At 66.5% G+C, this 22,008-nt stretch carries 16 protein-coding genes, 1 tRNA gene and 1 pseudogene; 13 read left to right on the top strand and 5 right to left on the bottom strand.

What is annotated here, in order from left to right; genetic code table 11:
• Positions 1 to 22: 22 nt before the first annotated feature.
• The 4 genes from lpdA to PA01_02355 all read right to left on the bottom strand — a co-directional run bounded on the left by lpdA (position 23) and on the right by PA01_02355 (position 7,919).
• Positions 23 to 1,849 carry a dihydrolipoyl dehydrogenase gene (lpdA, locus tag PA01_02370; protein ID KON80639.1) on the bottom strand — a complete coding sequence of 609 codons (1,827 nt, stop codon included), beginning with the start codon at positions 1,847 to 1,849 and terminating at the stop codon, positions 23 to 25.
• 12 nt (positions 1,850 to 1,861) lie between these two features.
• The gene (gene aceF, locus PA01_02365; protein ID KON80638.1) at positions 1,862 to 3,628 is read right to left on the bottom strand and encodes a dihydrolipoyllysine-residue acetyltransferase; all 1,767 of its coding nucleotides are present in this window, start codon (positions 3,626 to 3,628) and stop codon (positions 1,862 to 1,864) included.
• Between the two features lie 21 nt (positions 3,629 to 3,649).
• Positions 3,650 to 6,325 carry a pyruvate dehydrogenase (acetyl-transferring), homodimeric type gene (gene aceE, locus PA01_02360; protein KON80637.1) on the bottom strand — a complete coding sequence of 892 codons (2,676 nt, stop codon included), beginning with the start codon at positions 6,323 to 6,325 and terminating at the stop codon, positions 3,650 to 3,652.
• Between the two features lie 415 nt (positions 6,326 to 6,740).
• On the bottom strand, positions 6,741 to 7,919 hold the full coding sequence (locus PA01_02355; protein ID KON80636.2) for an ABC transporter substrate-binding protein: 1,179 nt from the start codon (positions 7,917 to 7,919) through the stop codon (positions 6,741 to 6,743).
• Between the two features lie 254 nt (positions 7,920 to 8,173).
• Between PA01_02355 and PA01_02350 the strand changes: the two genes are divergently transcribed.
• The 13 genes and pseudogenes from PA01_02350 to PA01_02290 all read left to right on the top strand — a co-directional run bounded on the left by PA01_02350 (position 8,174) and on the right by PA01_02290 (position 21,127).
• Positions 8,174 to 10,882, top strand: coding sequence for a PAS domain S-box protein (locus PA01_02350; protein ID KON82252.1), 2,709 nt, complete (start codon positions 8,174 to 8,176; stop codon positions 10,880 to 10,882).
• Positions 10,857 to 11,492 (top strand): response regulator transcription factor, encoded by a 636-nt coding sequence (locus tag PA01_02345; protein ID KON80635.1) that lies wholly within the window; start codon positions 10,857 to 10,859, stop codon positions 11,490 to 11,492. Before PA01_02350 ends, PA01_02345 begins: the two co-directional genes overlap by 26 nt.
• A 120-nt stretch (positions 11,493 to 11,612) precedes the next feature.
• On the top strand, positions 11,613 to 13,253 hold the full coding sequence (locus tag PA01_02340) for a methyl-accepting chemotaxis protein (protein KON80634.2): 1,641 nt from the start codon (positions 11,613 to 11,615) through the stop codon (positions 13,251 to 13,253).
• Between the two features lie 107 nt (positions 13,254 to 13,360).
• Positions 13,361 to 15,232 carry a thiamine pyrophosphate-dependent enzyme gene (locus PA01_02335; protein KON80633.1) on the top strand — a complete coding sequence of 624 codons (1,872 nt, stop codon included), beginning with the start codon at positions 13,361 to 13,363 and terminating at the stop codon, positions 15,230 to 15,232.
• A gap of 5 nt (positions 15,233 to 15,237) precedes the next feature.
• On the top strand, positions 15,238 to 15,846 hold the full coding sequence (locus PA01_02330) for an indolepyruvate oxidoreductase subunit beta (protein KON80632.1): 609 nt from the start codon (positions 15,238 to 15,240) through the stop codon (positions 15,844 to 15,846).
• 62 nt (positions 15,847 to 15,908) lie between these two features.
• Positions 15,909 to 16,781, top strand: coding sequence for a bifunctional methylenetetrahydrofolate dehydrogenase/methenyltetrahydrofolate cyclohydrolase FolD (folD, locus tag PA01_02325; protein ID KON80631.1), 873 nt, complete (start codon positions 15,909 to 15,911; stop codon positions 16,779 to 16,781).
• Positions 16,782 to 16,785: 4 nt separating this feature from the next.
• Entirely contained in the window at positions 16,786 to 17,280 is a 495-nt protein-coding gene (gene purE, locus PA01_02320; GenBank protein KON80630.1) for a 5-(carboxyamino)imidazole ribonucleotide mutase, read from the top strand.
• A gap of 82 nt (positions 17,281 to 17,362) precedes the next feature.
• The gene (locus PA01_02315; GenBank protein ID KON80629.1) at positions 17,363 to 18,523 is read left to right on the top strand and encodes a 5-(carboxyamino)imidazole ribonucleotide synthase; all 1,161 of its coding nucleotides are present in this window, start codon (positions 17,363 to 17,365) and stop codon (positions 18,521 to 18,523) included.
• Positions 18,510 to 19,559: an L-threonylcarbamoyladenylate synthase gene (locus tag PA01_02310; protein ID KON80628.1), complete on the top strand. Its 1,050-nt coding sequence runs from the start codon at positions 18,510 to 18,512 to the stop codon at positions 19,557 to 19,559. The genes PA01_02315 and PA01_02310 overlap by 14 nt, the downstream gene beginning before the upstream one ends.
• Before the next feature lie 50 nt (positions 19,560 to 19,609).
• Positions 19,610 to 19,685: transfer RNA gene (locus tag PA01_02305), tRNA-Ala, on the top strand.
• A 63-nt stretch (positions 19,686 to 19,748) separates the two neighbouring features.
• Positions 19,749 to 20,179 (top strand): annotated as a pseudogene (gene dtd, locus PA01_02300) (D-aminoacyl-tRNA deacylase).
• A 42-nt stretch (positions 20,180 to 20,221) separates the two neighbouring features.
• On the top strand, positions 20,222 to 20,749 hold the full coding sequence (gene def / locus PA01_02295; GenBank protein ID KON80627.1) for a peptide deformylase: 528 nt from the start codon (positions 20,222 to 20,224) through the stop codon (positions 20,747 to 20,749).
• A gap of 138 nt (positions 20,750 to 20,887) precedes the next feature.
• A complete protein-coding gene (locus PA01_02290) occupies positions 20,888 to 21,127 on the top strand; it encodes a hypothetical protein (protein KON80626.1) in 240 nt (79 codons plus the stop codon).
• A gap of 366 nt (positions 21,128 to 21,493) precedes the next feature.
• Here the strand turns inward: PA01_02290 and PA01_02285 are convergent, their stop codons facing one another.
• On the bottom strand, positions 21,494 to 21,958 hold the full coding sequence (locus PA01_02285) for a bacterioferritin (protein ID KON80625.1): 465 nt from the start codon (positions 21,956 to 21,958) through the stop codon (positions 21,494 to 21,496).
• Positions 21,959 to 22,008 lie beyond the last annotated feature (50 nt).

The following is a 22,008-nucleotide window of genomic DNA, read 5'->3' as shown; positions in this document are numbered from 1 at the left end:
CTTGCCGTTGAAGCGGTCGAGCCTACTTTTTGCGCATCGGCGGAATGTCGGTGCAGCTGCCGTGCGCGACTTCGCCGGCAAGACCAATGGTTTCGCCCAAAGTCGGGTGCGGGTGGATCGTCCTGCCGATGTCGACCGCGTCCGCGCCCATCTCGATCGCGAGGCACACTTCGCCGATCATGTCGCCGGCCGACGGGCCGACGATCGCGCCGCCGATCACGCGATGCGTCTCGGCATCGAAAATCAGCTTCGTGAAGCCGTAGTCGGCGCCGTTCGCGATCGCGCGACCCGAAGCGGCCCACGGGAACTTCGCGGTCTCGACCTTCCGCCCTTCCTTCTTCGCCTGCTCTTCGGTGTAGCCGACCCACGCGACTTCGGGGTGCGTGTAGGCGACGCTCGGGATCACGGTCGCGTCGAACGCCGCGCGTGAGAGCTCGGTCGAGCCGAGCTGCTGCCCGGCGGCGACTTCGGCGGCAACATGCGCCTCATGTACCGCCTTGTGCGCGAGCATCGGGTTGCCATTGACGTCGCCGATCGCGTAGATGTGCGGCACGTTCGTGCGCAGCTGCGCATCGACTTCGATGAAGCCGCGGTCGGTGACGACGACGCCCGCCTTGTCGGCGCCGATCTTCTTGCCGTTCGGGCTGCGACCAGCCGCCTGCAGGATCATGTCGTAGCGCTGCGGCTCTTGCGGGGCGCTTTTGCCACCTTCGGCACCTTCGAACGTGACCCACAGGCCGTCGTCCTTCGCCTCGACCGCGACCGTCTTGGTCTTGAGCATGACGTTGTCGAAACGCCGGGCGTTCTGCTTCTCCCACACCTTGACCGCGTCCGCGTCCGGGCCCTGCATCAGCCGGTCGAGCATCTCGACGACATCGACGCGCGTGCCGAGCGTCGAATACACCGTGGCCATCTCGAGGCCGATGATCCCGCCGCCGATGACGAGCATGTTCTTCGGGACGAAGCGAAGCTCGAGCGCGCCCGTCGAATCGACGATCCGCGGGTCCTGCGGGATGAACGGCAGATGCACCGCCGACGATCCGGCCGCGATGATGCACTGGCGGAATTTCACGACCTTCTTCTCGCCGCTCTTGTCTTGGCCACTGCCGGTCGTCAGTTCGACTTCGACGTGGTTCGGGTCGAGGAACTGGCCGTAGCCGCGCACGACTTCGACCTTGCGGCCTTTCGCCATGCTGGCGAGCCCCGCCGTGAGCTTGCCGACGACATTGTCCTTGTGCGCGCGCAGCGCGTCGATATCGACTTCCGGCTTCGCGAACTTGATGCCGGCGGCCGACATGTGCTCGGCTTCGTCGATGACCTGGGCGACGTGCAGCAGCGCTTTCGACGGGATGCAGCCGACGTTCAGGCACACGCCGCCGAGCGTCGCATAGCGCTCGACAATCACCGTCTTCAGGCCGAGGTCGGCCGCGCGGAACGCTGCCGAGTAGCCGCCGGGGCCGGCGCCGAGCACGAGCAGGTCGCACTCGATGTCCGCGCCGCCGCCATGCTTTGCCGCGGTCGGTGCGGCAGCGGCCGGTGCTGCCGGAGCCGCGGCCGAAACCGGCGCGACCTTCGCGTCGCCCGCACCGGCCGGCGCCGCGCCGGCGCCTTCGGCCTCGACCTGCAGCAACACGGCGCCTTCGCCGACGCGGTCGCCGACTTTGACGAGCACTTCACGGACGACGCCCTCGGCCGACGACGGCACGTCCATCGTCGCCTTGTCGGACTCGAGCGTGCAGATCGACTCGTCGACCTTGATGCGGTCGCCGGCCTTGACGAACAGCTCGATGACCGGCACGTCGGAGAAATCGCCGATGTCGGGGACTTTCACTTCAACGATCTGGCTCATGTCGCGGCCTCCTTACAGCATGACCCGACGGAAGTCGGACAAGAGTTGCGCTAGATAGACGTTGAAGCGCGTCGCGAGCGCGCCGTCGATGACGCGATGGTCGGCGGTCAGCGACATCGGCAAGGTGAGGCGCGGCACGAACTCCTTGCCGTCCCACACCGGCTTCATGACCGACTTGTTGACGCCGAGGATCGCGACTTCGGGCGCATTGACGATCGGCGCGAAGTACGTGCCGCCGATGCCGCCGAGCGACGAGATCGTGAAGCACGCGCCGGACATGTCGGCAGGCCCCAGCTTGCCGTCGCGCGCCTTCTTCGCGAGCTCGCCCGATTCCGCGGCGATCTCGAACACGCTTTTCCTGTCGGCGTTCTTGATCACCGGCACGACGAGCCCGTTCGGCGTGTCGGCGGCGAACGCGATGTTGAAGTACTTCTTGTAGACGAGGGTCAGTTCACCCCCGCTCGCGTCGAGCGAGGTGTTGAACTCGGGGAACTGCTGCAATGCGCGCACCGATGCCTTGATGATGAACGCGAGCATCGTCAGCTTCTTGCCGGACTTCTCGTTCTCCTTGTTGATCGCGACGCGGAAAGCCTCGAGGTCGGTGATGTCGGCGTCCTCGTGGTAGGTCACTGCCGGGACCATGACCCAGTTGCGGGCGAGGTTCTGGCCGGAGATCTTCTTGATCCGCGACAGCGGCTGCGATTCGATCTCGCCGAACTTCGAGAAATCGACTTTCGGCCACGGCAAGAGATCCAGCCCGCCGCCGAGGCTCACGCCCGCGCCGGCCGCTGCGGCCTTGCCCGGCACGATGCCCGACTGCATCGCGCCTTTGACGAACGCGGTGATGTCTTCGCGGACGATGCGCCCTTTCGGGCCGCTCGCGCGCACCTGCGCGAGATCGACGCCGAGTTCGCGAGCGTAGGCGCGTACCGACGGGCTCGCATGCACTTTGCCGCCCAAGGCCACCGCGGACGGGGCGCCGGCCTGCGCCAGCGCAGGAGCGGACAGCTTCGACTGCTCGAACGCCTCGGGCGCATCGGCCGGCGTCGCATCGGCAGCTGCGATGCGGGCGGCGGCGGGTGCCGCGGCGGGAGCGGGCGTTGCAGCGGCACCCGGAGCAGCAGCCGCACCCGCCGCGCTGTCGACGACGATCAGCACGGTGCCTTCGGACACCCGGTCGCCGACCTTTACTTTCACTTCCCTGACGACGCCGGCGGCCGACGACGGCACGTCCATCGTCGCCTTGTCCGATTCGAGCGTCGCGATCGAGTCCTCGAGCTTGATCGTGTCGCCGACCTTGACGAACAGCTCGATCACCGGAACGTCCGAGAAGTCACCGATGTCCGGGACTCTCACTTCGGTGCTGCGGCCGGTCGCGGCAGGTGCGGGAGCAGGGGCAGGCGGCGGGGCGGGGGCGGGCGCAGCGGCACCGGCCGGCGCGGAGGCTTTCGATTGTTCCAGCGCGGCGCCGGCGTTCGCGGGCGTCGCCTGTGCCGCCGCGTTGCTGGCGGCTTCCGGTGCCGCAGCGGTTTCGGTGCCGGCTGCCTCGACCTTGATCAGCACCTTGCCTTCGGCAACGCGGTCGCCGACCTGCACCAGCACTTCGCGCACGACGCCGGCGGCGGTCGACGGCACGTCCATCGTCGCCTTGTCCGATTCGAGCGTCGCGATCGGGTCTTCGAGCTTGATCGTGTCGCCGGGCTTGACGAACAGCTCGATCACCGGCACGTCGGCGTAATCGCCGATGTCCGGGACTTTCACTTCAATGAGTTCGCTCATGTTGTTGTCTCCCTGGGGCGCTCAGACGGTCATCGGGTTCGGCTTGTTCGGATCGAGCTGGTACTTCAGCAGCGCGGCGGCGACCTTGTCGCGCTCGATCAGGCCGTCGTCGGCGAGCGCCTTCAGCGCGGCAACCGCAATCCAGCGGCGATCGACTTCGAAGAAGTGGCGCAGCTTCTCGCGCGTGTCGGAGCGGCCGAAACCGTCAGTGCCGAGCGTGACGTAGGTGCGCTTGATGAACGGGCGGATCTGCTCGGCGAACATCTTGATGTAGTCGGTTGCGGCAACAACCGGGCCGCTCGTGTCCTTGAGGCACTTCTCGACGTGGCTCGTGCGCGGCGCATCGAGCGGATGCAGCATGTTGAAGCGCTCGACGTCCTGGCCGTCGCGGACGAGCTCGTTGAAGCTCGGGCAGCCCCACAGGTCGGACTCGACGCCCCAGTCGTTCTTCAGCAGGTCGGCGGCGGCGATGACTTCGCGGAAGATCGCCCCCGAACCGAGCAGCTGCACGCGCAGCTTGTTTGCCGACTCGCCGCCCTTGCGGAACGCATACATGCCCTTGATGATGTCGGCTTCGGCGCCGGCGGGCATCTCGGGATGCTCGTAGTTCTCGTTCAGCACGGTGACGTAGTAATACACGTCCTGCTGTTCGGCGAACATCCGGCGCATGCCGTCCTGCACGACGACGGCGACTTCGTACTGGAAAGTCGGGTCGTAGCTGACGCAGTTCGGGATCATGTTCGCGAGCAGCAGGCTGTGGCCGTCCTCGTGCTGCAGGCCTTCGCCGTTGAGCGTCGTGCGGCCTGATGTGCCGCCGATCAGGAAGCCGCGCGTGCGCTGGTCGCCTGCGGCCCAGCACAGGTCCATCGTGCGCTGCAGGCCGAACATCGAATAGAAGATGTAGAACGGAATCATCTGCACGCCATGCACCGAATATGCGGTGCCCGCGGCCATCCAGTCGGCCATCGCGCCGGCTTCGTTGATGCCTTCCTGCAGCACCTGGCCGGTCTTCGATTCCTTGTAGAACATCAGCTGGTCATGGTCTTCCGGAACGTAGTTCTGGCCTTCCTGGTTCCAGATGCCGTACTGGCGGAACATGCCTTCCATGCCGAAAGTGCGCGATTCGTCGGGGACGATCGGCACGACATGGCGGCCGATCTGCTTGTCCTTCATCAGCGTGTTCATGATGCGCACCACGGCCATCGTCGTGGAGAGCTCGCGGCCTTCGCCGGAGGATTTCAGCAGCGCGGCGAAAGTGGCGAGTGGCGGCACCGGCAGCGTTTCGGCCTGGCGGCGGCGAGCCGGCAGGAAGCCGCCGAGCGCCATGCGCCGTTCGAGCAAGTATTTCTGCTCGGGCGAATCGTCGGCGAACTTGAGGTACGGCACCTCCGCGATCTGGTCGTCGGGCACCGGCAGCTCGAAACGGTCGCGGAAGCGGCGCACCGCGTCGGTGTCGAGCTTCTTCTGCTGGTGCGAGATGTTCATCGCCTCGCCGGCCTGGCCCATGCCGAAGCCCTTGATCGTCTTCGCGAGGATCAGCGTCGGCTGGCCCTTGTGCTCGACCGCTGCCTTGTACGCGGAGAAGATCTTGAACAGGTCATGGCCGCCGCGGTTTAGGCGCCAGATCTCGTCGTCGGTCCAGTCGGCGACCATCGCCTTCAGTTCCGGAGTGTTGAAGAAATGCTCGCGCACGTAGGCGCCGTTCTTCGCCTTGAAAGTCTGGTACTCGCCGTCGACGCATTCCATCATGCGCTTCTTCAGGAGGCCCTTGGTGTCGCGCGCGAGCAGCGGATCCCAGTGCGTGCCCCAGATGACCTTGATGACGTTCCAGCCGGCGCCGCGGAATTCGGCTTCGAGCTCCTGGATGATCTTGCCGTTGCCGCGCACCGGGCCGTCGAGACGCTGCAGGTTGCAGTTGATGACGAAGATCAGGTTGTCGAGCTTCTCGCGCGCGGCCATGCCGATCGCGCCGAGCGTCTCGACTTCGTCGGTCTCGCCGTCGCCGACGAAAGCCCACACCTTGCGGTCCTTCGCTTCGACCATGCCGCGGCTGTCGAGGTACTTCATGAAGCGCGCCGCGTAGATCGCGCACAAGGGTCCGAGCCCCATCGACACCGTCGGGAACTGCCAGAAGTCCGGCATCAGCCAGGGGTGCGGGTACGACGAGATGCCTTTGCCGGAGACTTCCTGGCGATAGCCGTCGAGCTGTTCGTCGGTGAGGCGGCCGAGCATGTACGCGCGGGCATAGACGCCCGGCACCGAGTGGCCCTGGAAGAAGATCAGGTCGCCGCCGTTGTCCTTCGTCGGCGCACGCCAGAAGTGCGAAAAACCGACGTCATAAAGGGCGGCCGCCGACGCGAACGATGCAATATGGCCGCCGACGTTGGTGTGCTTGTTCGCGCGCACGACCATCGCCATCGCGTTCCACCGGATGTAGGAGTGCAGCTTGATCTCCATGTCCGGGTTGCCGGGGTATTTCGGCTGCTGGCTGGCGGGGATCGTGTTGATGTACTGGGTCGTCGCGGAATAAGGGATGTCGATCCCTTCCTCGCGGCCGGCCTCGATCATTTTCTCGATCAGGAAGTGGGCCCGTTCGGGGCCTTCGTTGGCGACGACGCCGGCAAGCGCGTCGAGCCATTCCTGGGTTTCCTGGCTGTCCTGGTCGGGCTGCAGGATCACGTTCGATGTAGCGGCCATTCTCTGTCTCCTCATCGATTGAGGTTTGCGGTTTCCGCTCTTGTGGAGCAGTCGGGGCTGAAGCGTGGATCGCCGACCCTGCATCCGGTCAGCAAGTTTCACATTCTAAAATGTGTTTTCGTGATGCGCAATAAAGGCGCAGCAAATTTCACGGCGAAGGTTTTGCAGCGGGGGGCGTGCAGGCAGGTCACAGGCCGCGCGCGGCGGGACGGACCGGGCGAACGTGTTCCGCGGTGAAACGCGACGCGCCTGCCGCGCGAAGGGTCCGGCGGAAGCGGTCGCGACGATGTCCGGAGTCGCGCAAAACGGCGCGATTGCGGAAGGGGCGGAGCAGCGGAAAAAAATCGGCCGGGGGAGAGGGAGGGAGGGAGAGGTCCCCCGGCCGATGGGTAAAACGGGAGAGGAGGCGCCCGGCTCATTTGCCTGACGCTCTGCGCCGATCCTCGTCATAGGCGAACACCACTTTGCCGTCTCGTACCTCGCCCATGAAAATGTCATGAACGCTGGTGATGGTCTCGTGGTTGTCCTTCGAGAAGGGCTGGCGATAAGTCATGATGACTCCCTCGACCTTCTCGCGCAGTTCTTCTAGCGCCTCGCGTATCCGGTCGCCTTCGGTGCTGCCTGCCTGGCGGATCGCGGCGGCGAGCAATAGGAGGGAATCATACCCCTGCGCCGCGGCCGGCGGCACCGGGATGCGCGCGCTGCCGCTCGATTTCTTCCACGCGTCGAGGAACGCGCGGCGCCGCGGGGTCGTCGGCTCGGCGATGAAAGTCTGCGGCATCCGCGCGCCTTCGGCGTTCGGGCCGGCGTTGTCGATGAAGTTCGACATCGCCAGCGTCCAGCTGCCGATCAGCGGCACCCGCCAGTTCATCCGCGCCATGCCGTTGGCGATCTGCGCGAGTTCGGGGCCGATGCCGTAGGTCAGGATCGCTTCGGCGCCGGCCTCGCGCGCGCGGCGCAACTGCGTCGTCATGTCGGATTCGCGGATCTGGAAGCGTTCGACCGTGACCGGATGGACGCCGCGTGCGGCGAGCGCGCGCTCGAGGTCCTCGCGGCCGAGCTGCCCGTAGTTGGTCGCATCGTGAAAAATCGACACCCGCTTCAGGCCGCGCCGGTCGATCGCCTCCATGACGATCATCGCCGCCTGCAGCGTATCGTTCGCCGAGATGCGGAAGACGAAATTGTCCGGATATTGCGGCGGCACGAACTGCTTCGTGATGACCGAGCCGGTCGCCACCGACGTGATCACCGGAATGCGCGCATGCTGGTACGCGCGCTGGCTCGCGAGCGCGACGCCGGTGTTGACGATGCCGAGGCCGGCGACGACGTGCTCCTTCTCGACGAGTTCCTGGACGACCTGGGCGCCGCGTTCGTTGCGCGCCTCGTCGTCGCGTTCGACGAGTTCGATCGGTCGGCCGAGGACGCCGCCGCCGGCGTTGATTTCGGCCGCGGCGATGCGGATCCCCTCGCGCATCGAGATGCCCATCGGGCTCGAGCCGCCCGTGAAAGGGCCGGACACGCCGATCCGCAGCGGCGGCGCGGCGTGGACCGACAGCGCGAGCAGGCACAAGAGGGCAAGGATCAGGCGTCGCACGCGGAAGTCCGCCGGGGTTGTCGTCGAAGGCGCAATTTACGCGGCATGCGTCCGGGCAAGAATTGGCGAAAACCCGCAGCGTCGGATTGCGCCCCATTCCGCGCGCGGGCCTCCTGAATCCGCGCCGATGGTAGGGGAAAGACCCGATGTCGCCGATGACGCGCCGCGGCAAGAATGCGCTCGAGCCATCGGGCGACGCTTTCGCTGCCGTGCGCTTCATTTCGGAACTGCCGCCTGCCCTGGTTTTCGCTTTCATGAACGACATCGATTCGTCCCGTTTCACGCGAGCCCGCTGGTACTGGACCGCGCCCTATGTCGCCGTGGGCGTGTTCGCGCTGACGATGCTCGCGCTGGTGTGGCTGCTGCAGACGCGCGAAGCCGAGAGCGAGCGCAACGCGGTGGCGCGCGACGTCCAGTGGGCAGAGCAGACGATGCGCCTGCACATGCAGGGCACCGAGGAGTTTCTCGGGCAGCTCGCGCGCGACCTGGCTGCCGACGCGCTCGACATGGACGGCTTCCAGGTGCGCGCGAACCAGCACATCGCGAACAACGCCGAGCTGGTGAACATCGTGTGGGTCGGTCCGGAGGAGGCGGTGCGCTGGTCGGCGCCGTTCGACACCACCGACTGGCTCGTCGGCGACGGGCTGTCCGGCCTGCAGACGCAGGCGTTCTACCGCGCGCGCGAACTTTCACGGCCGAGCTACGGCGCGCCCTACGCGAATCCGCGCGACAAGGTCGTGCTTGAAGTCTATGTGCCGGTGCGGCGCGGGCGCGAATTCCTCGGCGCGGTGGTCGGCGTGTATTCGATCGACCGCATGGTCCGCCACCTCGTGCCGAGCTGGTTCGCCGAAAAATACCGGCTCGCGCTGATCAGCGACAAGGGCGAGAGCCTCGCGGTCAATTCGCGCGTGCGCGATCTCGACGAGAGCGTGTCGTACCAGATCCCGCTCGACCCGCCGGGCAACGGGCTGACCTTGCGGGCCACCGCGTTTCGCACCGGCGGCCAGCTGCCCCAGGCCTTGCCGACGGCGATGATCCTCGGCCTGTCGGTGATCGTGCTGTGGAGCCTGTGGCTGCTGCGCACGCACGTGCAGCGCCGCGTCCAGGTCGAGAAGGAACGCGACCGCCTGTTCAACCTGTCGCTCGACCTGCTGTGCATCGTCGGCCTCGATGGCGTGTTCCGCCGCGCGAACCCCGCATTCGAGCGGATTCTCGGCTACGCGCCCGACGACCTGCCCGGTCACCCGCTGCTTGATCTGGTGCATCCCGACGACGTCTCCGCGACGGTCGAGCAGATGCGCCGGCTGTCGGCGGGCGAGCCGGTGAGCCTGGAGAACCGTTGCCGCTGCGTCGACGGCAGCTTCAAGTGGCTTGCGTGGAGCATCAATCCGGTGCGCGAGGAGAAGCTCGTCTATGCGGTCGCCCACGACATCACCGGTCGCAAGGCGGGCGAGGATGCGTTGCGCGCCGAGTCGTCGTTCCGCAAGGCGATGGAGGAATCCGTCGTCACCGGGATGCGGGCGATCGACCTCGACGGACGCATCATCTATGTGAACCCCGCGTTTTGCCGCCTGGTCGGTTTCGAACCCGACGAACTCATCGGCGCGTCGCGGCCGTTCCCGTACTGGCCCCCCGAGGACCTGCAGCTGTGCAGCGACAACCTCGACCTGACACTGCTCGGGCGGGCGCCGTCGGCGGGGTTCGAGATGCGCATCCGGCGCAAGAACGGCGAGCGGCTCGACGCGCGCTTCTACCTGTCGCCGCTGATCGACAACAGCGGGACGCAGACCGGCTGGATGGCCTCGGTGACCGACATCACCGAGCCCAAGCGCATCCGCGCGGCGCTCGAAGCCGCCCACGAGCGCTTCGAGGCGGTGCTCGACGGGCTCGAAGCGGCAGTGTTCGTCGCCGACGCGGGCAGCGACGAAATCCTGTTCGCGAACCGCGCCTTCAAGAGCATCCACGGTTTCGACGCTGTCGGGCGCACCGTGCATCGCGTCGCGGTGCCGCAGCCCGAGCGCGGTGACTACCGGCTCGATCCGCGCGGCCTCAAGCCGACCGACGTGCCGCGCGAACTCTTCGATGGCGAACTGCAGCATCCGCTGTCGGGGCGCTGGTACCACGTGCGCGAGCGCGCGACGCGCTGGGTCGACGGCCGCGTCGTGCGCATGGGGATCGCCACCGATATCACCGAGCGCAAGCAGACCGCCGAAGTCTCGCGCCAGCAGGCCGAGCGCCTGCAGCGCACGTCGCGCCTGATCACGATGGGCGAGATGGCTTCGACGCTGGCGCACGAGCTCAACCAGCCGCTGGCCGCGATCGCGAACTACTGCATGGGCTGCGTGACCCGCATCCAGTCGGGGAACGTCCGCGGCGAAGACCTGCTCGCGGCGATGCAGAAAGCGAGCTTCCAGGCCGAGCGCGCCGGCAAGATCATCCGCCGGGTGCGCGAGTTCGTGAAAAAGAGCGAGCCGCGCCGCAGCGCGGTGCAGATTTCCGAGGTGCTCGACGACGCGATCGGGTTCGCCGAAATCGACGCGAAAAGGATGAGCTCGCGCATCGTCGCGGACGTTGCCGACGCACTGCCGGCGGTGTTTGCCGACCGCATCATGATCGAGCAAGTCGTGCTGAACCTCGTCAAGAACGGCATCGATTCGATGGCCGAGCTGCCGCGCGACGAACGCGTGCTGATCGTGAGGGCGCGCGCGCTCGGGCCGAGCGCCGTCGAAGTGTCGGTCATCGATCGCGGCCACGGCATCGGCGACGACGATCGGGCGCGCCTCTTCACGCCGTTCTACACGACCAAGACCGAACGGATGGGGATGGGGCTGAACATCTGCCGTTCGATCATCGAGTTCCACGATGGGCGTCTGGTGGTCGACTCGAACCCTGAAGGCGGTACCATCTTCTCCTTTACGCTGCCTACGGAGGTTGCCAGTGAGCGAGTCGTCCGGCGTGCCTGACCAGAACATCTATATCGTCGACGACGACGAGGCGCTGCGCGATTCGCTCGTGTGGCTGCTCGAATCGAGCGGCTACCGCGCGATCGCCTTCGAATCGGCGGAGCAGTTTCTCGCCTCGTACCAGCCGGCGATGACCGGCTGCGTGGTGCTCGACGTGCGGATGCCGGGCATGAGCGGTTTCGAGCTGTTCGAGGAACTGCGCCGCCAGCGTTCGACGCTGCCGGTGATTTTTATCACCGGCCACGGCGACGTGCCGATGGCGGTGTCGGCGGTCAAGAAAGGCGCAGTCGATTTCATCGAGAAGCCGTTCGGCGACCGCGACATGCTCGGGCTGGTCGAACGGTGCCTCGCCGCCGAACAGGAAAGCCGCAGCAAGCGCCGGCTCGAAGCCGACACGACGCGCCGGCTCGGCAGCCTGACGCAGCGCGAACGCGAAGTGCTCGACCTGATCATCGCCGGCAAGCTCAACAAGCAGATCGCCGACGTCCTCGGCATCAGCATCAAGACCGTCGAAGTGCATCGCGCAAGAGTGATGGAGAAGATGGGCGCCCACTCGCTCGCCCAACTGGTTCAGCACGTCATTTCCGCCGAGCCGGACGCGGCGCGCTGAACGGTTTCCCTCCCGGGAAGGCGCCGGCACGCCGGCGCGGGCGGCGCGCCTAAAGTTTCGCTGCCCCGGTCCGATAAGAACCTCGTCGGTTTCCGCTTCAATATTTCCCCGGGGTGTTTCGTGCCAAGTTTTTTTCATTTGAAAGTGGGCACCCGCCTGCGTCTGATCGTCCTGATCGCGTTCGCGCTGTTCGCCGTGGTCATGTGGCAGTCGCTCAGCTCCCTGGGCGAGGTGATGCTCGACGAACGCAAGAGCAGCACCAGGCACGCGGTCGAGTCGGCGCATGGCGTGCTCGAGTATTTCCAGCGGCGCGAAGTCGCCGGCGAGATGACCCGCGACGACGCTCAGGCCGCGGCGATGGGGGTCATCAAGGGCATGCGTTACGGTGAGGGAGAATACTTCTTCATCCTCGACATGCATCCGCACACGCTGATGCATCCGGTCAATCCCGATCTCGATGGCAAGGACATGCGCGGCGCCGCGGACCCGAACGGAAAGCGCATGTTCATGGAGTTCGTCGAAGTCGTCGGCAAATCTGGCGCCGGCTACGTCGACTACGTGTGGGCGAAGCCGGGCAAGAGCGAACCGCAGCCGAAGGTCTCCTACGTGCAGGGGTTCGCGCCGTGGGGCTGGCTGGTCGGCAGCGGCGTGTATGTCGACGATGTCGACGAGACGTTCTGGCAGCACACGCGCTACACGTTCATTTTTGGCGCCCTTGCGGCGCTGCTCGTGATCCTGCTGTCGTGGCGCATCGGGCGCGGAATCCTGCGCCAGCTCGGCGGCGAACCGTCGGAGCTGCAGCAGGTGGCCGGTCAGATCGCCGAACGCGACCTGACTTCGCACCTCGAAGTCGAAGCGGACGACACGCGCAGCATCACGTATGCGATGGAGCAGATGCAGTCACGCCTGGCCGAAGTGATCCGGCGGGTGCGCGACAACGCGCGCGACGTGACGGTGGCGGTGCGCGAAGCGGCCGATACCGGGCGCTCGATCCATGAGGCGTCGATGCGCCAGTCGGAAGTCGCGGGCGGCACTGCGGCGGCGATCGAGCAGATGGCGGTGAGCATCGCGCATGTGTCGGAGAACACCGAAGAAGTATGCGGCAACTCGCAGCGCACGGTCGAAGTCGCGCTGCGTGGCGAAGGGCTGGCGCGGGATGCGTCGGAGGGCATCGCGCAGATCTCCGCCACCGTCACCAGCGCTGCGGCGCAGATCCAGGTGCTGCGTGACCGCTCCGGTGAAATCGGCAAGATCGCCAACGTCATCCGCGAGATTTCCGACCAGACGAACCTGCTCGCCCTGAACGCCGCGATCGAGGCGGCGCGGGCCGGCGAACAGGGACGCGGCTTCGCGGTCGTCGCCGACGAGGTGCGCAAGCTCGCCGAGCGCACCGGCGCCGCGACGACGCAGATCTCGCAGGTCATCGTCTCGGTGCAGGCGGAAACGGAGAGCGCCGTCGCCAGCATCGAGCAGATCGTGTCGAAGGTCGATTCGGGCGCGCGCCTGTCCAAGCAGGCGGCCGAGGCGCTGCACGAGATTCGCGAGGGCGCGCGGGACACGCTGGTGCGCCTCGAGGAAGTGGTGTCGTCGATGAAGGAGTTGTCTTCGGCGAGCAACAGCGTCGCGACGAACATGCAGGAAGTCGCCGAGGTCGCCGAGCGCAGCAGCGCCGAGATCCGCGGCAGCAACGAGTCGACGGCGCGGCTCAGGCACAGCGCCGAAGCGCTCGAGCAGCTGACGGCCGGATTCCGTATCGGCTGACTTTTTCGTGTCCAGCTGCGGCAACGTGGCGCCGCTTGATCTGGATCAACGGAGTAAAGTCGACCGATCGGTAATCTTTGCGCTCCATAATCCCCGGGGTCCATCCGATGTCTGCGTCCCAGCCCGTGCCGGCAGCGGCCCGGCTTTTCCTGTCCGGCAACGAAGCCGTGGCGCGTGCAGTGTGGGAGGCCGGCACACGTGTCGCCGCCGCCTATCCCGGCACCCCGTCGACCGAAATTCTCGAAGTGCTGGCGAAGTATCCCGACCTGTACACCGAATGGTCGATCAACGAGAAAGTGTCGCTCGAAGTCGCGCTCGGCGCCTCGATGGTCGGCGCGCGCGCGTTCTGCGCGATGAAGCACGTCGGCCTGAATGTCGCGTCCGACGCGTTGATGACGATGACCGTGACCGGCACCGAAGGCGGGCTCGTGATCGCCGTTGCCGACGACGTCGGTATGTCGTCGTCGCAGAACGAGCAGGATTCGCGGTACTGGGGGCGATTCGCGCACGTGCCGGTGCTCGAGCCGGCGGACTCGCAGGAAGCCTATGCGATGACGCGCGCGGCGTTCGAACTGTCCGAGCGCTTTCGCACGCCGGTGATCCTGCGCCTGACGACGCGCATCTGCCACGTCAAGGGTGTTGTCGTCGCCGGCGAGCGCGAGGCGGTCGAGCCGGGCGGCTTCACGAAGGACCCGCGCCGCTGGGTGATGGTGCCGGGCAATGCGAAGCCGCGCCTGCCGCTGATGTTCGAGCGCGAAGCGGCGGTGCGCGCCGAAGCCCAGACTTCGCCGCTGAACTTCGTTGTTGACGGCAGCGACCGGCGTATCGGCTTCGTGACTTCCGGCCCGGCGTTCATGCACGTGCGCGAGGCTTTCCCGGATGCGCCGGTGTTCAAGCTGGGTCTTTCCTGTCCGCCGCCGCTCGAAAGCCTCCGTGAATTCGCCGCGACCGTCGACAGCCTGCTGGTCGTCGAGGAGACCGAGCCGCTGCTCGAAACCGAGCTCAAGGCCGCCGGCATCGCATGTTACGGCAAGGACGTGCTGCCGCGCACCGGCGAACTCGCGCCCGACGCGCTGCACCTGGGCGTCGCCCGCTTGCGCGGCGAAGCCGTCCCCGAGCCCGAACACGTCGTGCCGCAACAAGTGTTCCCGCGTCCGCCGACGATGTGCGTCGCGTGTCCGCATCTCGGCGTCTATTACACCCTGTCGCAGATGCGCAACGTGATGATCGCCGGCGATATCGGCTGCTACACGCTCGGTGCCGGCCATCCGTGGAACGCGCTCGACAGTTGCATCTCGATGGGGGCGTCGATGGGCACCGCGCTCGGCATGGACAAGGGCCGCGGCAAGGTCGATGAGAACAAGAAGGTCGTCGCCGTGATCGGCGACTCGACCTTCATGCACATGGGCATGCAGGGCCTGCTCGACATCACGTGGAACCGCGGCAACGTCACGGTGCTGCTGCTCGACAACCGTGCCGTGGGCATGACGGGCGGCCAGGACAACCCCGGCAGCGGGCGCGACCTGCACGGCGAGGAAACCACCCGCGTCGATTTCGCCAAGCTGTGCGAAGCGCTCGGCGTGAAGAAGGAGCGCATTCGCGTCCTCGATCCCTACCAGCTGCCGGTGCTGTTCAAGGCGCTGCGCGAAGAGACGAAAATCGAGGAGCCGTCGGTCATCATCACCGATCGCCCGTGCGTGCTGATCGACCATTACGTGCCGACGAAGCCGTACCTGGTGAAGGAGGATCGCTGCACCGGCTGCGGCAACTGCGTCGATGTCGGCTGTCCGGCGATCCACGTGACGCGGCGCGACAAGGAGGTCAAGGCATCCGGCAAGGAAGTCGACCTGTCGTTCGTACGCATCGACACGTCGGCCTGCACCGGGTGCGGCCTGTGCGTGCAGCCGTGCGCCCCCGAAGCGATCATCCACGCCGAGCCCGTGCAAACGCTGCAGCCCGTGCAGTTCGTCAGGAAATGAGCGATATGTCGAAAGTCACCAACATTCTCGTGTGCGGCGTCGGCGGGCAGGGCGTCATGACCGCCACCGAAATCCTCGCCGAAGCGGCGATCTCGCTCGGCTTCGACGTCAAGAAAACCGAAGTCGCCGGCATGAGCCAGCGCGGCGGCGTCGTCACGTCGCACCTGCGCTTCGGTCCCGAGGTGCTGTCGCCGCAGATCCTTGCCGGCGACGCCGACCTGCTGATCGGCTTCGAGTCCGCCGAAGCGCTGCGCTGGGGTCACATGCTGCGCCCCGGCGGCGTCGCGCTCGTCAACAGCGGGCGCATCGTGCCGCCGGTCGTCAATATCGGACTGTTCGACTATCCCGACGAACCGGTCGCGCAGATGCGCGCGCTCGGCCTGCGGGTGCATGATTTCGACGCGACGGCGCTCGCGGTGCAACTCGGCAACATCCGGCTCGGCAACACGGTGATGCTCGGCGCGAGTTCGGACTGGCTGCCGTTCCCGGCGGAAGTGCTGCGCGACGCGGTGCTGGCGCGCTTCGGCAGCCGCAAACCGCAGCTCGTCGACGCCAATCGCGAAGCGTTCGCCGCCGGCCGGCAGGCGGTTGCCGGAGAAACGCTCGCCGCGTGAGCGTCGCACGCGCACAAGCCCCTGATCGTGCGATAAAATCGCCGGTTTTTGGGATAACGACGATGACCGCTCGCATTCTTGACGGCAACGCCCTTTCCGCGCGCGTCCGCGGCGAACTCGCCGAGCGCGCCGCTGCGCTTGCCGCCCGGGGCGTGCAGCCGTGTCTCGCGGTGATCCTGGTCGGCGCGAATCCCGCGTCGGCAGTGTATGTGCGCAACAAGGTTGCCGCGTGCGAGAAAGCGGGTATCCGTTCGCTGCGTTTCGATTTCGCCGCCGATGTCGATGCTGCCGAAGTCATGGCGAAGATCGCCGAGCTCAACGCCGATCCCGCAGTGCATGGCATCCTCGTGCAGCTGCCGTTGCCGAAGCAGTTCAATGAAGCCGAAGTGCTCGAGGCGATCCGCGTCGAGAAGGACGTCGACGGTTTCCACGCCGAGAACGTCGGCCGCCTGTCGCAGGGCCAGGAAGCGTTCCTGCCGTGCACGCCGCACGGCGTCATGAAGATGCTCGAAGCCGGGGACGTGCCGGTGCAGGGCGCCGAAGCGGTCGTCATCGGCCGCTCGAACATCGTCGGCAAGCCTATGGCGATGCTGCTGACCAACGCCGGCGCGACCGTGACGGTCACCCACTCGAAGACGCGTGACCTCGCGTTCCACACCCGCCGCGCCGACATCCTCGTCGCGGCGATCGGCAAGCCGCGCTTCGTCACGGGCGACATGATCAAGCCGGGCGCTGTCGTCATCGACGTCGGCATCAACCGCCTGACCGAAGGGCCGGATGCCGGCAAGCTGTGCGGCGACGTCGACTTCGAGTCGGCTCGGAAAGTTGCGTCGCTGATCACGCCGGTGCCGGGCGGCGTCGGCCCGATGACGATCACGATGCTGCTCGCGAACACCGTCGAGTCGGCCGAGCGCGTCGCGCGCCGCAAAGGTTGAGACGATGAGCGACAAACCTCTCGTCGGAATCATCATGGGTTCGAATTCCGACTGGCCGACGATGCACGCGGCAGCGAAGATGCTCGCCGAATTCGACGTGCCGTACGAGGCCCGCGTGGTGTCCGCCCACCGCACGCCCGATCTGATGTTCGTCTATGCCGACAGCGCGCGCGAACGCGGCCTCAAGGCGATCATCGCCGGCGCGGGCGGCGCGGCACACCTGCCGGGCATGGTCGCGGCGAAGACGACGCTGCCGGTGCTCGGCGTGCCGGTGCAGTCGAAAGCGCTGTCTGGGCAGGATTCGCTGCTGTCGATCGTACAGATGCCCAAAGGCATCCCGGTCGCGACTTTCGCGATCGGCGAAGCCGGCGCGGCCAATGCGGCGCTTTTCGCGGTCGCGCTGCTCGCCAACGAAGACGCCGCACTCGCCGAGAAACTCGCCGCGTTCCGCGCCCGGCAGACGCAGGCGGTGCTCGACATGACGCTGGACCCGGTATGACGGCCCTCGCGCTTGCGGCGCTGGCCGCTACGCTGCCCCCGCGGGCGAACGTCCTTTCGGGCCTGCCCCGGCGGAGGGCGCGATGATCCTCCCTCCCGCAACCCTCGGCATGCTCGGTGGCGGCCAACTCGGCCGCTTCTTCGTTTCTGCCGCCCACGAAATGGGGTACCGCGTGTGGGTCCTCGATCCGGACTCGCACAGCCCGGCCGGCCTGATCGCCGACCGCCACCTCGTCGCCGCCTACGATGACTACGCCGCGCTCGACGAACTCGCCGCGGCCTGTGCCGGGGTGACGACCGAGTTCGAAAACGTCCCGGCCGCGACGCTCGATTACCTCGCCAAATTCCTTTCGGTGCACCCTTCGGCGAGCGCGGTCGCGGTCTGCCAGAACCGCATCGCAGAGAAGACTTTCCTTGCCGACAACGACCTGCCGCACGGCCCGTTCGCGGTCGTGCGCAACGAGGCCGAAGTCCGCAATGCCGGTCCCGGGCTGTTCCCGGCAGTCCTCAAGGTGGCGCGCTTCGGCTATGACGGCAAGGGCCAGGCGCGTGTCGCAAACTCCGACGAAGCCTTGCACGCGTTCCACCAGTTCGGCGGCGAAGCCTGCGTGCTCGAGAAAATGCTGGACCTCGATTGCGAACTGTCGGTCGTCCTCGCGCGCGACGAGTCGGGCAACATGCGCTGCTTCGACCCGTCGGAAAACCGCCACCGCCACGGCATTCTCGATGTCACCATCGCGCCAGCCCGGGTCGCCCCGGCACTCACCGCGCGGGCCCGCGAAGTCGCCGGACAGATCGCCGGAAAGCTCGGCTATGTCGGCACGCTCGGTGTCGAGTTCTTCGTCTGCGGCGGCGCGCTTTACGTGAACGAAATGGCGCCGCGCCCGCACAACAGCGGCCATCACACGATCGATGCCTGCGTCACCAGCCAGTACGAGCAGCAGGTACGGGCACTGTGCGGACTGCCGCTCGGCGAGCCGCGCGCGCACAGCATCGCCGTGATGGTGAATCTGCTCGGCGAACTCTGGTACGACGGCGCGCCTGCCGGCAGCCCATACCGCGAACCGGACTGGTCCGTGCTCCACGCGGTACCGAATCTCCGCCTGCACCTGTACGCGAAATATCACGCGCGCGCCGGGCGAAAAATGGGGCATTTCACCGTGATCGGCGACGACGCCGAAAAAACGCTGGCCGCGGCGCTGCACGGGCGGGCAGTGATCGGCATTCGCGATGACGAGCGCTGACGTCGCTGCGGCGAACGACGAGATCCGTCGCGCCGCCGGGCTGCTGCGCGCCGGCGAACTCGTCGGCATGCCGACCGAGACGGTCTACGGGCTTGCCGCCGACGCGCTCAATATTGCCGCGGTCGGCCGGATCTTCGCCGCGAAAGGGCGCCCCGTCGATCACCCACTGATCGTTCACCTGCCCGATGCTCGCCATCTGGCGCGCTGGGCGCGCGAGATTCCGGACGATGCTTTCGCGCTCGCCCGCGCCTTCTGGCCCGGGCCGCTGACCTTGATCCTGAAGCGTCAGCACGGCGTCCCCGACGTCATCACCGGCGGTCAGGACACGGTCGGCCTGCGTGTGCCGGACCACCCCGTCGCGCTCGCGCTGCTGCAGGCTTTCGGTTCCGGTATCGCCGCGCCCTCCGCCAACCGCTTCGGCCGCATCAGCCCGACCACTGCCGAGCACGTGCGGCAGGAACTCGGCGACAAGGTCGCGCTGATCCTCGACGGCGGCCCGTGCGCGGTCGGCATCGAATCCACGATCCTCGACCTGTCGCGCGACGCGCCGCAGATCCTGCGCCCCGGCGCGATCTCTGCCGAAGACATCGCCTCCGTCATCGGCCGCCTCCCGCGCTCCCGCCCCACGCCGACCGGCGAGGCCAGCGTCGCGGACGAAACGGGCGGTGCCACCGACGACGGCGAACCGCGCGTATCGGGCTCGCTGTCGGCGCACTACGCACCGCGCACGCCACTGCAGATGGTCGCCGCTTCGCAGCTCGTCGAACTCGCGGCAACGCTCGCCGCCGAAGGAAGCCGCGTCGCCGTTCTCGCGCACCGCTGCGACGATCCGCACGATGCGCGCCTGACCTGGCGCGCCGTGCCGCTCGATGCTGCCGGCTATGCCCACGCGCTCTACGCCAACCTGCGCGACCTCGACGCCTGCGGCGCCGATTGCATCGTCGTCGAAACCCTGCCCGCCACCGACGAGTGGCAAGCGGTCAATGACCGCCTCGGACGCGCCGCCGCCGGCTCGGGCGACGCCGACGAAACGTGAAAAACCCCTTTCAAAATGAAAACACCACCGCTATAATTCGCCGCTCTTGAGGGCCGATAGCTCAGCTGGGAGAGCGCTGCGTTCGCAATGCAGAGGTCGAGGGTTCGATCCCCTTTCGGTCCACCAATTCCAAAAGCCAGCCTCGTGCTGGCTTTTTCCTTATGGGTCGCAGACGCCAGTGTTGGCGCAATCATTCACTGGCAGATCGTTCAAGTCGTAGGCCGAATTGGCCACGGGCTGCTGGTGTTCTTGTGCGCCGAGCGCGGCGATACCGAAGCCGAAGGCGCGCGTCTGCTCGCCAAGTTGCTCAAGCTGCGCATCTTTGCGGACGTTCAGGACGTATGAATCGGTCGGTGCAGGATGTGGGCGGGGGACTGTTGATCGTGAGTCAATTCACCCTGGCTGCCGACACCTCGGGCGGCAATCAATCGGCCCAGCTTCAGCGCAGCCGCCGCGCCCGCCGACGGATTGCGCCTGTACGAGGCCTTCGTGCGGTGTGCCCGCGCCTCGTACCCCGAGGTCCAGAGCGGCGAATTCGGTGCCGAGATGCAGGTTCATCTGGTCAACGACGGGCCGGTCACGGGCCGTTGAGGATCGTGCCGACGGCGCCGCCGCCCTGATCCGAGCGTTGTTTTGATTATTTTCGATAGCCGACCGAATCGATGACGATCCGCACACTTCTTCGCATGGGCGACCCGCGCCTGCTCCAGCCCGCCGCGCCGGTCGACGCCTTCGGCACGGCAGCGCTCGCCGCGCTCGTCGTCGACCTGTTCGACACGATGACGGCCCACGGCGGTGTCGGGCTGGCGGCGCCACAGATCGGCGTCGGGCTGCAGGTGGTGATTTTCGGTTTCGAGCGCAGCGAACGCTACCCGGACGCTCCACCGGTGCCGCGGACGGTCTTGTTGAACCCGGTGATCACCCCGCTCGATGAACGTGTCGAGGAGGGCTGGGAAGGGTGCCTGTCGGTGCCCGGACTGCGCGGCATCGTTCCGCGCCACACGCGTATCCGTTATCAGGGCGTCGATCCGCGTGGCCAGACGATCGATCGCGTTGCCGAAGGTTTTCACGCCCGGGTGGTGCAGCACGAGTGCGACCACCTGGCTGGAGTGCTCTACCCGATGCGGGTGCGCGACTTCAGTCGCTTCGGCTACACCGATGTGTTGTTTCCCGATCTGGACAAGGCATAGTCCGATGCGATTCGTGGTCGTGCTCCGACCGGACGAAGTCGCAATCACCGCTCCGTGCCCAGCGCACGAGTGCTCTGGTCGGCCTCCTCACGCGCAAACCTTGAAAAATCCTTCCCGACTCCTCCCCGGCGGGCGGTGATGACGGAATTTCTGGACGCACTGCAGTGGCCCGCGATGATCGTCACGCTCGTCGCCGCATGGTTCGTCGGTTCGCAGGATTCACGCAAGCGCAACTGGGGCTTCTGGTGCTTTATCGCGAGCAACGCCTTGTGGATCGCGTGGGGCTGGCACGACGGCGCCTACGCACTGATCGGACTGCAGATCGGGCTTTTCGCGATGAACCTGCGCGGTGTCAGGAAGAACGATCCGAACCCCTGACGTCCCTCGAGAAGTCCGCAGAAACGAGGTCCTCAGAAACCAAGAAAAAGCCCGAGCACTTTCGGGCCCGGGCTGAAATCCACACCAAAGGAGGAGGGTGGAGGAGACAGCTGAAGAATAGGCGAAGACCTTGTGCGGCGCAACAAAATAGACAACGAATTTTTTTATCCTTCGATTAATCATCCGCATTCCCCTTGGTGTTCCGACATTCCCGTGCCAGAGATAGGGAAATGACATGACGCAGTGCGCAACCTGTGGAAAGCCGGATGGAAGCCTTTTGCCGGCTTCGTGATGGCGTGACGTACTATGCCGGGGAGGAACGCGCTTGGCCTGCCCCCGGTGCGACCAGCGCCCGCACCCACATTCCTACGGCGACTGCGGGGCGAACGCCGACACGTCCCCGGGTTTGCGCAACATCTTGTCGACTTCCGCAAGATGCAATTCCTCGACCTCGATCATCCGCCGTGCAAATTCCTCGAGCGCAACCGAGCGGTCGGTGACGAGCGCGAGCAGATCGCGGTACAGCTGCAGGGCGGCGCGCTCGGCTTCGAGGGACTCGCGCAGGATCGCCCCGATATCGTGCTTGTGCGAGTCGAGCAGCGGACCGATCGCGAGCGACGGGTAGGCGCCGAGCGTCGTGACCCATTCGCCGACCATGCGCGCATGCATCAGCGACTCGTCGGCCTGCTCGCGCAGCCACGAGACAATCGGGATGCGGCCGAAGCCGAACACGAGGAAGGAGTAATGCGTGTAGCGCACGACGCCGGCCAGTTCGGATTCGAGGATGCGGTTCAGGACCGCGACGACCGGTTCCTTGTCGAATTCCCCCATGACACCCTCCGTTGTGACACTCCGCGCGGGACCAGCCTGCGCGTCGATTC

The sequence above is a fragment of the Azoarcus sp. PA01 genome (assembly GCA_001274695.2).
Classification (GTDB): Bacteria; Pseudomonadota; Gammaproteobacteria; order Burkholderiales; family Rhodocyclaceae; genus Aromatoleum.
The sequence above is the reverse complement of the archived record's forward strand: the minus strand, read 5'-3'. Positions and strand labels throughout refer to the sequence as shown.

Coding starts and splice junctions, on each gene's coding strand:
- PA01_02310 (KON80628.1), top strand. CDS start 18,510: ATGACGAGCGCTGACGTCGCTGCGGCGAACGACGAGATCCGTCGCGCC.
- PA01_02285 (KON80625.1), bottom strand. CDS start 21,958: ATGGGGGAATTCGACAAGGAACCGGTCGTCGCGGTCCTGAACCGCATC.
- PA01_02335 (KON80633.1), top strand. CDS start 13,361: ATGTCTGCGTCCCAGCCCGTGCCGGCAGCGGCCCGGCTTTTCCTGTCC.
- aceF (KON80638.1), bottom strand. CDS start 3,628: ATGAGCGAACTCATTGAAGTGAAAGTCCCGGACATCGGCGATTACGCC.
- PA01_02290 (KON80626.1), top strand. CDS start 20,888: ATGACGGAATTTCTGGACGCACTGCAGTGGCCCGCGATGATCGTCACG.
- lpdA (KON80639.1), bottom strand. CDS start 1,849: ATGAGCCAGATCGTTGAAGTGAAAGTCCCCGACATCGGCGATTTCTCC.
- aceE (KON80637.1), bottom strand. CDS start 6,325: ATGGCCGCTACATCGAACGTGATCCTGCAGCCCGACCAGGACAGCCAG.
- purE (KON80630.1), top strand. CDS start 16,786: ATGAGCGACAAACCTCTCGTCGGAATCATCATGGGTTCGAATTCCGAC.
- PA01_02330 (KON80632.1), top strand. CDS start 15,238: ATGTCGAAAGTCACCAACATTCTCGTGTGCGGCGTCGGCGGGCAGGGC.
- PA01_02315 (KON80629.1), top strand. CDS start 17,363: ATGATCCTCCCTCCCGCAACCCTCGGCATGCTCGGTGGCGGCCAACTC.
- folD (KON80631.1), top strand. CDS start 15,909: ATGACCGCTCGCATTCTTGACGGCAACGCCCTTTCCGCGCGCGTCCGC.
- PA01_02350 (KON82252.1), top strand. CDS start 8,174: ATGAACGACATCGATTCGTCCCGTTTCACGCGAGCCCGCTGGTACTGG.
- def (KON80627.1), top strand. CDS start 20,222: ATGACGATCCGCACACTTCTTCGCATGGGCGACCCGCGCCTGCTCCAG.